The organism is Agreia sp. Leaf283 (assembly GCF_001422485.1).
Taxonomy (GTDB): domain Bacteria; phylum Actinomycetota; class Actinomycetes; order Actinomycetales; family Microbacteriaceae; genus Agreia.
The window spans coordinates 255,715-268,414 of record NZ_LMNF01000002.1 but is presented as its reverse complement, the minus strand read 5'-3'; the positions used below and the strand labels follow the sequence as shown (position 1 = coordinate 268,414).

Here is a 12,700-nt window from a genome sequence, read left to right as displayed (position 1 = left end):
TCGGCGACTCTTCTTCGGCATACATGCGCGACTGTGGTAGTGTCGATACGCCTGTTCCGGGTGGCTTTCGTGCGGCTGCGAATCCATCCAGTGAATGCGGTCGTGTTCTGTAGCCGAACCGATCCCGGCACAATCCTCTGACTTTCCCTCCGCCTCGAGGCTCGATCCTCACAGATCCTGCCCGAATCGCGGTGTGTTCTCCGCGCGTTCAGACACCCTGTCCTCGCCTCATCCAGCACGACGATTCACTGAAAGGATGTACATGTCTACCAAGTCACGTACACGCAGCAAGACCCGCCTCTCGCGAGCCCTCGGCATCGCCCTCACCCCGAAGGCCGCGAAGTACCTCGAGAAGCGTCCCTACGCTCCGGGCGAGCACGGCCGCACCAAGCGCAAGGCCGACTCCGACTACGCCGTTCGTCTGCGGGAGAAGCAGCGTCTGCGTGCCCAGTACGGCATCCGTGAGGCCCAGCTCAAGATCGTCTTCGAAGAGGCGCGTCGCGCCAAGGGCCTGACCGGTGAGAACCTGGTCGAGCTGCTCGAGATGCGTCTCGACGCCCTCGTCGTGCGTTCGGGCCTCGCCCGCACCACCGCGCAGGCTCGCCAGCTCGTCGTTCACCGCCACATCCTGGTCGACGGCCAGCTCGTGGACCGCCCCTCCTTCCGCGTGAAGCCGGGCCAGCTCATCCACGTGAAGCCGAAGAGCGAAGGAACCGAGCCGTTCCAGGTCGCCGCCGCCGGTGGTCACCTCGACGTGCTCCCCAAGGTTCCGGGTTACCTCGAGGTCGAGATCGACAAGCTGCAGGCCCGCCTGCTCCGTCGTCCGCTGCGCGCCGAGGTCCCCGTGACCTGTGAAGTGCAGCTCGTCGTCGAGTACTACGCCGCACGCTGATCCATCGCGTGCCCATTGGGTACGCTGAGGGGCGGGACACCGAGAAATCGGTGCCCCGCCCCTTTTTCATTGCAATGGATGCCCATGGCCGGCATCCGCTAAGGAGCTCACCAATGTCAGGTGGAGACATCGCCGGACTCATCGCGGCCGGGGTCTTCGCGGTCCTCGTGGCGTTCCTCGCGCTTCCGCTCATCAAGCTGGGCGGCGTGTTCGACGAGACGCGCGCAGCGATCAAGGAGCTGAGCGACAACGTCACCCCGATTCTCGAGGAGTCGACCGTGACCATCCAGGAAGCCAACAAGCAGATCGCCCGGGTCGACACGATCACGAAGAACGTCGCAGAGGTCACGGGCAACGTCACCAGCCTCGTCGCGCTCTTCGCCGCGTCCGTGGGCGGGCCCCTCATCAAGATCGCCGGATTCAGCGCCGCGGTGCGCGCAGGAATCCTGAGCTTCCGGGGTCCGAAAGACACCTCCACGTCGGCCGCCCGTCGCCGCAGGTCCAAGTAGCCAAACAGTGAGCTTTCTCCTCATCATCCTGGCCATCGGGCTCGCCGTCGGCCTGTTCTTCATCGTGCGCTCCACGGTGCGCTACATCCGGTACTCGGATTCGTCCTCCGATCCCGACGTGGGCGTGAACCCCCAGGCCGACTACATCTTCGGACGCGTCGGCGCCCAGGGCACACCGGTGGCAACAGAGCCTGCTCCCTCCATCGTGGATGCTCCGATGCGCGACATCGGGGCACCGACTGTCGCCGCCATGGAGGTCGGAACCGTGTTCGGCAACCCCGGCGGACGGCATCCGGTGACCACGTACGACATCCCCGACAGCCTCCGTCTGACACTGCCCGAGCTGTACCAGGGCATGCGGCGCGACCTCGTCGACGGCGAGGAGGCCTGCAGCATCGTCGCAGCGGGCAAGGCGGCATCCAGAGACGCCCGTCTCGACTCGGCCGCACGCGTGGCCGCCCTCCGCGACGACGTCGCCGCGCTCGAGGCCGTGCTCGCGGAGAGCGCCGGGGGAGACATCGACGACGCGGTGCTCGACCAGGCCTGGATCTACGTGGTGCTCAACCGCATCGCCGTGTCGTGGGAGAGCTATACCCACCCGCGCGACGTGCTCGCGGCATCCGTTCGTCAGTTCGAGTGGCTCGACGCCGAGCTCTCCGGCTGGCTCACCGTGCTCGACGACGACACCGACGACGCCACGCTCGACGCGGCCTGGCGACGCCGACTCGACGACGACGTGGCCCGGCGGGCGACCGCCTTCGCCGTGCGCGCCGACTAAACTCGACTCACCCGTCCCATCTGCGTCTCGAGGAGAGAACAATGAAGAAAATCCTGTGGCTCGCTCTCGGAGTCGCCCTCGGATTCGTTGTCGCCCACCAGGTGAACCAGACGGCGGAGGGCCGGAGATTCTTCTCCGATCTCGACAAGCGCACCAAGGGATTCACCGAGTCCATCGTCGACGGCTACCGCGAGCGGGAGTCCGAACTCCGCGCCGTGCTCGGCGACGCCGGCGAGGCGCTCTCCTCGACCAGCAAGTAATCCTCTTCACTTCCCCTTCCGCGTCTGTGGCTGCGACGCCTCGCAGCCCGATGCGCTGAACGCTACGGACACCATGCACACCGCCGATATCCGCCAACGCTGGCTCACCTTCTTCGCAGACAAGGGGCACACGGTCGTTCCGTCGGCCTCGCTGGTGAGCGACGACCCGACACTGCTCTTCACCGTCGCGGGCATGGTGCCGTTCATCCCCTACCTCACTGGCCTCGTACCCGCGCCGTATCCTCGGGCCACCAGCGTGCAGAAATGCATCCGCACCCTCGACATCGAGGAGGTGGGCAAGACGACCCGCCACGGCACGTTCTTCCAGATGAACGGCAACTTCTCGTTCGGCGACTACTTCAAGGAGCAGGCGATCCGCTACGCCTGGGAGCTCCTCGTGACCCCGGAGGCCGACGGCGGCCTCGGATTCGACGAGAAGGACCTGTGGGTCACCGTCTACGAAGACGACGACGAGGCCATCGAGTACTGGAAGAAGACCGCGGGCCTGCCCGACGAGCGCATCCAGCGCCTGGGCATGGACTCGAACTACTGGTCCACCGGCCAGCCCGGCCCGGCAGGCCCCTGCTCGGAGATCTTCTTCGACCGCGGCCCCGCCTACGGTCGCGAGGGCGGACCGGCGGTCGACGACGACCGCTACATCGAGATCTGGAACCTCGTCTTCATGCAGTACCTGCGTGGCGAGGGCACAGGCAAGAACGACTTCGAGATCCTCGGGGACCTGCCGAGTCGCAACATCGACACCGGCATGGGCCTCGAGCGCGTCGCCTTCCTCAAGCAGGGCGTCGAGAACCTCTACGAGATCGACCAGGTGCGACCCGTCCTCGACACGGCCTCGGTCATCTCCGGCCGCCGCTACGGCGCCGACCATGAAGACGATGTGCGCATGCGCGTGGTCGCCGACCACGTGCGCAGTGCCCTGATGCTCATGTCCGACGGGGTCATGCCGTCGAACGAGGGCCGCGGCTACATCCTGCGACGGCTCCTCCGCCGCTCGGTTCGATCCATGCGCCTGCTGGGCGTCGACACCGCGGTCTTCCCCGAGCTCTTCACCGCCTCCCGCGACGCCATGAAGGCCGCATACCCCGAGGTCGAGGCCGACTTCGACCGCATCTCCCGCACGGCGTATGCGGAGGAGGAGTCGTTCCTGCGCACCCTCAGCGGCGGAATCAACATCCTCGACCTGGCCGTGAGCTCGGCCAAGCAGAAGGGCGCCGAGAACCTCGCCGGCGACACGGCGTTCCAGCTGCACGACACCTACGGCTTTCCGATCGACCTCACCATGGAGATGGCCGAGGAGGCCGGACTCGCGGTCGACCGCGTGGCGTTCGAATCCCTGATGAGCGAGCAGAAGCAGCGCGCCAAGGCCGATTCGAAGGCCAAGAAGCTCGGCATCACCGACCTGGGCGTCTACAGCCAGTTCCGCGCTGCCGGCGAGACCACCTTCCTCGGTTACGACGAGCTGGTCACCGAGTCCACGATCCTGGGCCTCATCATCGACGGGCAGTCCGTGACGAGCGCCGTCGCGGGCGAGACCCTCGAGGTCATCCTCGCCGAGACCACCCTCTACGCCGAGTCCGGCGGACAGGAGGCCGACTCGGGAGTGATCCGCGGCGACGGCTTCGAGCTCGAGGTGCTCGACGTGCAGAAGCCGATCAAGGGGCTCATCAGCCACCGCGTGAACGTCACGAGCGGTCAGGTCGCCGTCGACGATGCCGCCACCACCGTGGTCGATCCCGACTGGCGCCGAGGTGCTACCCAGGCGCACTCGGGAACCCACCTGGTGCACGCCGCACTGCGACAGACGCTCGGCCCGCAGGCGCACCAGTCGGGTTCGTACAACAAGGCCGGCTACCTGCGGCTCGACTTCTCGTGGAACCAGCCCCTGTCGACCGAGACGCGAACGGAGATCGAGGAGATCTCCAACCTCGCGATCCGCAGCGACCTCGAGGTCGTCACTCGCGAGCTTCCCCTCGACGAGGCCAAGGCCCTGGGCGCCATGGCCCTGTTCGGCGAGAAGTACGGCGACGTCGTGCGCGTGGTCGACATCGGGGGACCGTGGTCGCGCGAACTCTGCGCCGGCACTCACGTGCAGCACAGCTCGGAGATCGGCATGATCAACATCCTCGGCGAATCGTCGATCGGATCGACCAACCGTAGAGTCGAGTCCCTCGTGGGCATCGAGGCATTCCGTCAGTTCGCTGCCGAGCGCAGCGTCGTCACCCAGTTGGCCGCCACGCTGAAGGCTCCTCGAGAAGACGTGCCCGCGCGCATCCAGGACCTGGTCTCGAATCTCAAGGCCGCCGAGAAGAAGCTCGCGGCCTATGAGGCCAGCGCGCTCACCGCCCGGGTTCCCGGCTTCGTCGAGTCGGCACGCACCGCGGGGGAGTTGCGCCTCGTCGCAGCCGATGCGGGCGAACTCTCGTCGTCAGACGATCTGCGTGCGCTGGTGACCGGCGTCCGCGAGCGTCTCGGCTCGGCTCCCGCCGTCGTCGCCCTCGCGGCAGTGGTGGGCGAGAAGCCCGTCGTGATCGTCGCGACCAACGACGCCGCACGCGCACTCGGTCATCGGGCCGGGGCACTCGCCAAGCAGGCCGCATCCATTCTCGGCGGCGGCGGAGGCGGAAAAGACGACCTGGCCCAGGGTGGCGGCACTCTCGTGGCCGCGATCGACAGCGCTCTCACGGCGGTGTCGCAGACGGTTCTGGGCTGATCGGGTGAGGTCGGGCGTGCGCCTCGGCGTCGATGTGGGCAGAGCCCGCATCGGCGTCGCCCGCAGCGACTTCCACGGCATGCTGGCAACGCCGGTCGAGACGGTGGCTCGAGCCTCAGACGGCTCGGCCGACGTCGACAGGATCGCCGCGCTCTGCGCCGAACTCGACTGCACGGAGATCGTCGTCGGCCTCCCTCTTTCGCTCTCGGGAGCCAACACCCCGTCGACAGACGACGCGATCGCCTTCGCCCTGCGGATCGCGACCGCCGCGAAGACGCCGGTGCGCATGATCGACGAAAGACTCACGACCGTATCGGCCCAGGCCGCGCTCCATACCTCCGGCCGCGCTGTGAAAGGCTCGCGTCCAGTGATCGACCAGATCGCCGCGGTTATACTTTTGCAGCATGCCCTCGATTCGGAGGCGTCCACGGGAAACCCGCCCGGGATCGCCGCATCCGAGTTGGGACCCGATCCACAGGGGGATTACCGTGACTGATCGCCAGCCACCAGAAGACCACCCGTTCTCCGAGTTCCTGCGTGAACCCGCTTCGACGTCGAAGCCCGCGGTTCAGGCGCAGTCTCGCAGGGAACGACGCGAGACGCATTCCACCGCACGGCCGTCCGGCAGGCCGCCTCGACGTCGCCGCGCGCTCACCGCGGTCATCGTCACCGTCGTGATCCTCGGCCTTGTCGCCGGGGCGGGGGCGTTCGTGTACTCGACATTCGAGCCGCAGATCACCGCGATGCTGTCCCCGGAGTCGACGGACGACTACAGCGGAGACGGCTCGGGCGAGGTGATGGTCAAGATCGCCGACGGAGAGTTCGGCGATGCGATCGGAGTGAAGCTGCAGGAGGCCGGAGTCGTCAAGAGCTCCGACACCTTCTATTCCCTGCTGCTGAAAGAGAACCCGCAACCGGTGTTCCAGACGGGCACATTCAAGCTCGCCGAGAAGATGAGCTCGAAGGCCGCGCTGTCGGCCCTCCTCGACCCGGCCAACAAGGTCGACTTCACGGTCACGATCCCCGAGGGATCGAGTGCCAAGGGCATCTACCAGGAGCTGGCCGACGTCACCGGCATGCCCATCGAAGAGTTCCAGGCGGTGGGGGCGAACTACGCCGCGCTCGGCGTGCCCGCCGAAGCCCCCTCCATCGAAGGATTCCTCTTCCCCGCGACCTACCAGTTCGAGCCCGACCAGACTCCGACAGACATGCTGCAGACCATGGTGAACCGGTCGTTCGAGTCGCTCGACGCGGCCGGGGTCGCGCCGGCCGACCGCTTCCGGGTCGTCACCCTCGCCGCCCTCATCCAGAAGGAGGCCGGAAGCTCGGAAGACATGTTCAAGGTCTCGCGGGTCTTCACGAACAGGCTCAACATCGGCATGAACCTCGAATCGGATGCGACGGTCGCGTACGGCGCCGGCCACAGTCGCGTCGAGACGACCCCCGAGGAGCGCGAGGACGCATCCAACCTCTACAACACCTACGCCAACCCGGGCCTCCCGGTGGGGCCCATCTCCAACCCGGGCGACGACGCGATCAACGCGGCGCTGCATCCGGTCGACGGACCCTGGCTCTTCTTCGTGACCGTCGACCTCGACACCGGCGAGACGGTGTTCTCCGAGACCGCCGACGAGCACGCCGCAGCGGTCGAGCGCCTGCAGGAGTGGTGGGCGGCGCATCCCGATGTCGAGTAGCCGCCTGGCCGTTCTCGGATCGCCGATAGCGCACTCGCTGTCGCCGCGTCTGCACAGGGCCGCCTACTCCGTGCTCGGTCTCGACTGGCACTACGAGGCGATCGATGTCTCCGAGAACGAGCTGGCCGCGTTCGTGGCCGAGCGCGGGGCGGAGTGGGTGGGCCTCTCTCTCACTATGCCACTGAAGCACGGAATCCGGCCCCTGCTCGACCACCGCGACGAGTTGAGCATTCTGACCGGGTCGACCAACACCGTGCGCTTCTCTCACGAGGGCGGCTCGCGGCGTCTCGACGGTTTCAACACCGATGTCGGGGGCATCGTGCGCGCCCTCGCCGAGAAGTCCATCGAGTCCGCGCGCCACGTTGCGGTGCTCGGCGGCGGCGCGACCGCGGCCTCGGCCGTCGTGGCGGCGGCCCAGCTCGGCGCGGAGCATGTGAGCGTGCTCGCGAGGAGACCGGAGAAGGCCGAGCCGCTGAGGCAGATCACCGCCGCCTCCGGCACGGCGATCACCCTGCTTCCGCTGACGGCCGCATCGCTCGACCTCGTCGACGCATCCCTCGTGATCTCCACGCTGCCGGGAGACGCCGGCCCCGTCGAGCTCCTGCGGCAGAGCTCGCTGCCCTCCCGGTCGCACCTGCTCGATGTGGCTTACCATCCGTGGCCGAGCGCGCTCGGTGCGGTGTGGTCGCTCGCAGATCGGCAGGTCGTGTCGGGCCTTCGTATGCTGCTGCACCAGGCCCTGCTCCAGGTGCGCGTGTTCGTGAACGGCGATCCAGCCCTCCCGCTGACCGACGAGGCCGCCGTGCTATCGGCCATGGAATCGTCGCTCGATGCGCCGGGGGCATCGCCCACCCCATAGCCTCGTCGCCCGAGGCCGCAGACGATCTATGGGAAGATCGGATGTCGGCTGTCTGCACGCCGACCCGTCCGCACACCGGTCACCGGCCGCCGGTGACCGCTCTGCCGCCTGAAGGAACAGCTTTCTTATGCTTCGTTGGATCACCGCCGGTGAGTCGCACGGCCCCGAGCTCATCGCCACCCTCGAGGGGCTGCCCGCGGGCGTCCCCGTGCTCATGGACGACGTCCGTGCCGACCTGGCCCGTCGCAAGCTCGGCTACGGCCGCGGGGCGCGCATGAAGTTCGAACAAGACGAGCTGACGCTCTCCGCCGGTGTTCGGCACGGTTACTCGCTCGGAAGCCCCATCGCCATCCGCATCGGCAACACCGAGTGGCCGAAGTGGGTCGAGGTGATGAGCCCGGAGCCCGTCGACGCCGACCAGGCGAGCAGGGGCCGTGGCGCGCCTCTCACCCGGCCGCGCCCGGGCCACGCCGACCTCGTGGGCATGCAGAAGTACGGCTTCGACGAGGCCAGGCCCGTTCTCGAGCGCGCGAGCGCCAGGGAGACGGCCGCGCGGGTGGCCCTGGGTGCCGTGGCGAGAAGCTTCCTCTCGGAGCTCGGCATCACGCTCGTCAGCCACACGCTCTCTATCGGCCCCGTGCGGGTGCCCGAGGGCAGTCCGCTTCCCCTGCCACGCGACGTCGACGCGCTCGACGCCGACCCGCTGCGGTGCTTCGACGAGGCGACGAGCGCCCTGATGGTGGCCGAGGTCGACGCCGCCCACAAAGACGGCGACACTCTCGGCGGCGTCGTCGAGGTGCTCGCCTACGGGGTGCCCCCGGGCCTCGGCTCCTACGTGCACTGGGACCGACGACTCGATTCCGCTCTGGCCGCGGCCCTGATGGGCATCCAGGCCATCAAGGGCGTCGAGGTCGGCGACGGGTTCCTCACGACGACACGTCGGGGGTCGGATGCCCATGACGAGCTCGTTCAGGCAGACGGGCGTATCGCGCGTCTCAGCGACAAGGCCGGAGGCACCGAAGGCGGCATGAGCACCGGAACGGTGCTGCGCGTGCGAGCAGGGATGAAGCCGATCGCGACGATCCCGCACGCCCTCCGCACCGTCGACGTGGCCACGGGTGAGGCAGCAGCAGCCCACCACCAGCGCTCCGACGTCTGCGCGGTGCCCGCGGCCGGAGTCGTGGCGGAGGCCATGGTCGCCCTCGTCCTGGCGAACTCCGTGCTCGAGAAGTTCGGCGGCGACTCCGTTCCGGAGACCAGACGCAACCTCGAGTCGTACCTCGCGCACATTCCCGAGCGACTCGCATCCGCCGGCACCGACGGCACCGACTAGCGGCCCGCCCCGATGCTCGTCGTGCTGATCGGTGCGCCCGCGGCCGGAAAGTCGCGGATCGGCAAGAAGCTCTCCCGCATCCTCGGTGTTCCCTTCACCGACACCGACACCGAGATCGTTCGGGAGCACGGCCCCATCTCCGAGCTGTTCGCGACCCACGGGGAACCTCATTTCAGAACACTGGAACGCATCGCGGTCGAGCATGCGCTCGTCGGCAGCGGCGTCGTCGCCTTCGGGGGAGGCGCGGTGCTCGATCCGCGAACCCGTGACGACATCGCCGACCTTCCCGTGGTGCTCCTGACGGTGGAGGCATCGGCCGTGGCCGCACGCCTGTCGAACGGCAAGCGGCCGCTCGTGTCATCGATCGAGTCGTGGCAGGCACTCGTCGATTCCCGACGCGAGCTCTACGAATCGCTCGCCGACTTCCGGGTCGACACCTCGCACAGACCGACCGAGCTCATCGCCACCGAGATCGCCCAGTGGGCGCGCAGCCGAAGCCACCAGAGAGACACACCATGACCGATACGACGCCCGCCACTCGAATCCCCGTCACCGGCGAAGACCCCTACGAGGTCGTGATCGGCCGCGGTCTGGTGGGCGACCTCTCGGAGTTCCTGGGCCAGGGCGTGCGCAAGGTGCTCATCGTGCACGCCCCGACGCTGGCGGCGAAGGCCGCGGCCATGCGGGAGAGTCTCCTCGACCGCTACGAGGTGCTCCTGGCCGAGGTTCCGGATGCCGAGCAGGCGAAACGCGTGGAGGTCGCGGCGTTCTGCTGGCAGGTCATGGGCCAGAGCGACTTCACCAGGACCGACGCGGTGATCGGCTTCGGCGGGGGAGCCATCACCGACCTCGCCGGCTTCGTCGCGGCGACCTGGCTGCGCGGTGTGCGGCTCGTGCAGGTGCCGACTTCGGTCCTCGGTCTCGTCGACGCGGCCGTGGGCGGCAAGAACGGCATCAACACGGCCGAGGGCAAGAACCTCGTGGGCACCTTCTACGCGCCCTCCGCCGTCGTCGGCGATCTCGACACCTTCGACACACTCCCGCGGAACGAGATCCTCGCGGGCTTCGCCGAGATCGTGAAGGCCGGATTCATCTCGGAGCCGGAGATCCTCGACATCGTCGAGGCCGACGTCGATCGCGCCACAGACCCGTCGACTCCCGAGTTCAGGCGGGTCGTCGAGCTCTCGATCGCGATGAAGGCCCGCGTCGTGGGCGAGGACTTCACCGAGCAGGGTCTCCGCGAGATCCTCAACTACGGCCACACGCTGGGGCATGCGATCGAACACGCCGAGCGCTACCAGTGGAGGCACGGCGCCGCGATCTCGGTCGGCATGGTGTTCGCGGCCGAGCTGGGCCGACTGACCGGCGCCCTGTCGGACGAGGTCGTCGATCGGCACCGGCGCATCCTGACCTCTCTCACGCTTCCCGTCAGCTATCCGGTGGGGCGGTGGCAGACGCTGCTGGCCACGATGCAGCGCGACAAGAAGGCCCGTGCGGGAATGCTGCGTTTCATCGTGCTCGACGACCTGGCGAAGCCGTCGGTTCTCGCGGGTCCTGAGACCTCGCTGCTCTTCGCCGCCTATCAGGAGATCGGTTCCTGACCCGAGCTGTGCAGGAGGCGTTGCCCGATCTGTGGATGACTGTCCCGGCGTTCGAGGGAACCCGCCAGAGTGGGCGCATGACGGCATTCACCCCCTCGACCCCCGGTCCAGACACCATCATCACGAACGACGCCGATGCCAGAGAGCTGCTGTCGAGGCTGCTCGGTCCGGCGCTGCGCCGCCAGCTGTGGGCGTTCTTCGTCGCCCCCGACGGCGAGCAGCTGCCCATCGTCATCCCGATCGATTCAATCCCTGCGAGCCCGTCAGGCGATGAGCTGCGGTCGATCGTGTCGAGCCTCGGGCAGGTCCTCGACGAATACTCTCCGGGCGGCAGCATCCTGTTCGCCCTCGAACGCCCGGGAGACGAGACGCCGCACGGCTTCGACGAGCTGTGGGCAGACGGGCTGCACGAGGCCGCCCGCGACGAGGCCGTCGACGTCTTCGCGATCTATCTCGTGCACGACGACGGCCTCCGCATGATGAAGGCGAGGTCGTCGGGGCGTCGCTAGAGTTAGGCGTCATGACCACTGTGCTCGTGCTGAACGGACCAAACCTCTCGCGGCTCGGCAGCCGCGAGCCCGACGTGTACGGGTCGCAGGACCTCGAGGCGCTCCGAGCGGTGCTGACCTCCGATGCGGGCGACGAGGCAACCATAGAGTTGCGTCAGACCGATGACGAGGGCGAGATGATCGGGTGGATGCACGAGGCCGTCGATTCACGCACACCGGTCATCCTGAATCCTGCCGCGTTCACCCACTACAGCTATGGACTCCGCGACGCCGCCGCCCTGGTCACCAAGGCCGGCATCCCGCTGGTCGAGGTGCACATCAGCAACCCGCACGCCCGGGAGACCTTCCGCCACACCAGCGTGATCTCCGGCATCGCCACCGGGGTCATCGCCGGCTTCGGCTTCGACTCCTACCGCCTGGCCTTAAGGGCGATCATCGGCCTCAACTAGGCCCCGATGCGGGGGACGGTACACTCACTGAGGGTCAATTTCCGCGCCCGCACAATTCTTCACTCGAACGGAACAGTTTTTCCATGGCTTCAACCAGCGACATCAGAAACGGCGCCGTCCTCAAGATCGACGGCCAGCTCTGGGCGGTCATCGACTTCCAGCACGTCAAGCCGGGCAAGGGCGGCGCATTCGTGCGCACGAAGATGAAGAACGTTCTCACCGGCAAGGTCGTCGACAAGACGTTCAACGCGGGCGCCAAGATCGAGACCGCGAACGTCGACCGTCGCGACTTCCAGTACCTCTACAAAGACGGCAACGACTTCGTCTTCATGGACACCGCGGACTACGACCAGCTCACCGTGACCGAGGCCGTCGTCGGAGACGCCGCCAACTTCATGCTCGAGAACCAGGCCGTCACCGTCGCGCTCAACGAGGGCCTGCCGCTGTACGTCGAGCTCCCCGCATCGGTGACGCTCGAGATCACCTACACCGAGCCGGGCCTCCAGGGCGACCGTTCGACCGGCGGCACCAAGCCCGCCACCGTCGAGACCGGCTACCAGATCCAGGTTCCCCTCTTCCTCGAGCAGGGCACCCGCGTCAAGGTCGACACGCGCACGGGGGACTACCTCGGCCGCGTGAACGACTGACCCCGGCTGGCACCCGCAATGAGCGCACGCACCAAAGCTCGAAAGCGCGCCCTCGACGTGCTGTACGCCGCCGATGTGCGGCAGATCTCGATCAATGAGGCCCTCGCCGCCGAGGCGACCAGGGCGCTGAGCGAACCCGCCCGTGAAGCCTCGTGGCTCTACGCGCGCGAGATCATCGACGGCATCGTCGACCATGGCGACGAGATCGACGAGCTCATCGAGACGTACGCCCAGGGCTGGACACTGGCCCGCATGCCCATCATCGACCGCGCGCTTCTGCGCATCGGCATCTGGGAGGTCCTCTTCAACGACGACGTTCCCGACGGTGTCGCGATCAACGAGGCCGTCGACGCAGCCAAGCTGCTCAGCACCGACGATTCCGGCAGCTTCCTCAACGGCATCCTCGGCCGCGTGCACCAGTCGAAGGGCTGAAGCGCG

General features: G+C 67.6%; 15 protein-coding genes. All 15 read left to right on the top strand.

Annotated elements, in window-relative coordinates; all coding sequences use genetic code 11:
- The first annotated feature begins 262 nt into the window (after positions 1-262).
- The 15 genes from rpsD (at position 263) to nusB (ending at position 12,694) form a co-directional block, all read left to right on the top strand.
- Positions 263-892 carry a 30S ribosomal protein S4 gene (rpsD, locus tag ASF51_RS10195; protein WP_055930703.1) on the top strand — a complete coding sequence of 210 codons (630 nt, stop codon included), beginning with the start codon at positions 263-265 and terminating at the stop codon, positions 890-892.
- 113 nt (positions 893-1,005) lie between these two features.
- The gene (locus ASF51_RS10190) at positions 1,006-1,401 is read left to right on the top strand and encodes a DUF948 domain-containing protein (protein WP_055928862.1); all 396 of its coding nucleotides are present in this window, start codon (positions 1,006-1,008) and stop codon (positions 1,399-1,401) included.
- 7 nt (positions 1,402-1,408) lie between these two features.
- Positions 1,409-2,179: a hypothetical protein gene (locus tag ASF51_RS10185; RefSeq protein ID WP_055928860.1), complete on the top strand. Its 771-nt coding sequence runs from the start codon at positions 1,409-1,411 to the stop codon at positions 2,177-2,179.
- Positions 2,180-2,220: 41 nt separating this feature from the next.
- Positions 2,221-2,439 (top strand): hypothetical protein, encoded by a 219-nt coding sequence (locus tag ASF51_RS10180; protein WP_055928858.1) that lies wholly within the window; start codon positions 2,221-2,223, stop codon positions 2,437-2,439.
- A 73-nt stretch (positions 2,440-2,512) separates the two neighbouring features.
- Positions 2,513-5,170 (top strand): alanine--tRNA ligase, encoded by a 2,658-nt coding sequence (gene alaS, locus ASF51_RS10175; RefSeq protein WP_055928855.1) that lies wholly within the window; start codon positions 2,513-2,515, stop codon positions 5,168-5,170.
- 4 nt (positions 5,171-5,174) lie between these two features.
- Complete coding sequence (gene ruvX / locus ASF51_RS10170) at positions 5,175-5,666, top strand: Holliday junction resolvase RuvX (RefSeq protein WP_082479724.1); 492 nt, start codon at positions 5,175-5,177, stop codon at positions 5,664-5,666.
- Positions 5,659-6,864: an endolytic transglycosylase MltG gene (gene mltG / locus ASF51_RS10165; RefSeq protein WP_235497209.1), complete on the top strand. Its 1,206-nt coding sequence runs from the start codon at positions 5,659-5,661 to the stop codon at positions 6,862-6,864. Before ruvX ends, mltG begins: the two co-directional genes overlap by 8 nt.
- The gene (locus tag ASF51_RS10160) at positions 6,854-7,723 is read left to right on the top strand and encodes a shikimate dehydrogenase (protein WP_055928852.1); all 870 of its coding nucleotides are present in this window, start codon (positions 6,854-6,856) and stop codon (positions 7,721-7,723) included. Before mltG ends, ASF51_RS10160 begins: the two co-directional genes overlap by 11 nt.
- Before the next feature lie 127 nt (positions 7,724-7,850).
- Positions 7,851-9,056, top strand: a complete 1,206-nt coding sequence (gene aroC, locus ASF51_RS10155; protein WP_055928849.1) for a chorismate synthase — start codon at positions 7,851-7,853, stop codon at positions 9,054-9,056.
- A 12-nt stretch (positions 9,057-9,068) separates the two neighbouring features.
- The gene (locus tag ASF51_RS10150; protein ID WP_055928846.1) at positions 9,069-9,575 is read left to right on the top strand and encodes a shikimate kinase; all 507 of its coding nucleotides are present in this window, start codon (positions 9,069-9,071) and stop codon (positions 9,573-9,575) included.
- Positions 9,572-10,657 carry a 3-dehydroquinate synthase gene (gene aroB / locus ASF51_RS10145; protein ID WP_055928842.1) on the top strand — a complete coding sequence of 362 codons (1,086 nt, stop codon included), beginning with the start codon at positions 9,572-9,574 and terminating at the stop codon, positions 10,655-10,657. The genes ASF51_RS10150 and aroB overlap by 4 nt, the downstream gene beginning before the upstream one ends.
- A 77-nt stretch (positions 10,658-10,734) precedes the next feature.
- Positions 10,735-11,166, top strand: coding sequence for a hypothetical protein (locus ASF51_RS10140; protein ID WP_055928839.1), 432 nt, complete (start codon positions 10,735-10,737; stop codon positions 11,164-11,166).
- Positions 11,167-11,177: 11 nt separating this feature from the next.
- On the top strand, positions 11,178-11,615 hold the full coding sequence (locus tag ASF51_RS10135) for a type II 3-dehydroquinate dehydratase (RefSeq protein ID WP_055928835.1): 438 nt from the start codon (positions 11,178-11,180) through the stop codon (positions 11,613-11,615).
- 83 nt (positions 11,616-11,698) lie between these two features.
- Positions 11,699-12,262: an elongation factor P gene (gene efp, locus ASF51_RS10130; protein ID WP_044438393.1), complete on the top strand. Its 564-nt coding sequence runs from the start codon at positions 11,699-11,701 to the stop codon at positions 12,260-12,262.
- Positions 12,263-12,280: 18 nt separating this feature from the next.
- Complete coding sequence (nusB, locus tag ASF51_RS10125; RefSeq protein ID WP_055928832.1) at positions 12,281-12,694, top strand: transcription antitermination factor NusB; 414 nt, start codon at positions 12,281-12,283, stop codon at positions 12,692-12,694.
- The last annotated feature ends 6 nt before the right edge of the window (positions 12,695-12,700 follow it).

Coding starts and splice junctions, on each gene's coding strand:
- rpsD (WP_055930703.1), top strand. CDS start 263: ATGTCTACCAAGTCACGTACACGCAGCAAGACCCGCCTCTCGCGAGCC.
- ASF51_RS10190 (WP_055928862.1), top strand. CDS start 1,006: ATGTCAGGTGGAGACATCGCCGGACTCATCGCGGCCGGGGTCTTCGCG.
- ASF51_RS10180 (WP_055928858.1), top strand. CDS start 2,221: ATGAAGAAAATCCTGTGGCTCGCTCTCGGAGTCGCCCTCGGATTCGTT.
- alaS (WP_055928855.1), top strand. CDS start 2,513: ATGCACACCGCCGATATCCGCCAACGCTGGCTCACCTTCTTCGCAGAC.
- ASF51_RS10160 (WP_055928852.1), top strand. CDS start 6,854: ATGTCGAGTAGCCGCCTGGCCGTTCTCGGATCGCCGATAGCGCACTCG.
- aroC (WP_055928849.1), top strand. CDS start 7,851: ATGCTTCGTTGGATCACCGCCGGTGAGTCGCACGGCCCCGAGCTCATC.
- ASF51_RS10150 (WP_055928846.1), top strand. CDS start 9,069: ATGCTCGTCGTGCTGATCGGTGCGCCCGCGGCCGGAAAGTCGCGGATC.
- aroB (WP_055928842.1), top strand. CDS start 9,572: ATGACCGATACGACGCCCGCCACTCGAATCCCCGTCACCGGCGAAGAC.
- ASF51_RS10140 (WP_055928839.1), top strand. CDS start 10,735: ATGACGGCATTCACCCCCTCGACCCCCGGTCCAGACACCATCATCACG.
- ASF51_RS10135 (WP_055928835.1), top strand. CDS start 11,178: ATGACCACTGTGCTCGTGCTGAACGGACCAAACCTCTCGCGGCTCGGC.
- efp (WP_044438393.1), top strand. CDS start 11,699: ATGGCTTCAACCAGCGACATCAGAAACGGCGCCGTCCTCAAGATCGAC.
- nusB (WP_055928832.1), top strand. CDS start 12,281: ATGAGCGCACGCACCAAAGCTCGAAAGCGCGCCCTCGACGTGCTGTAC.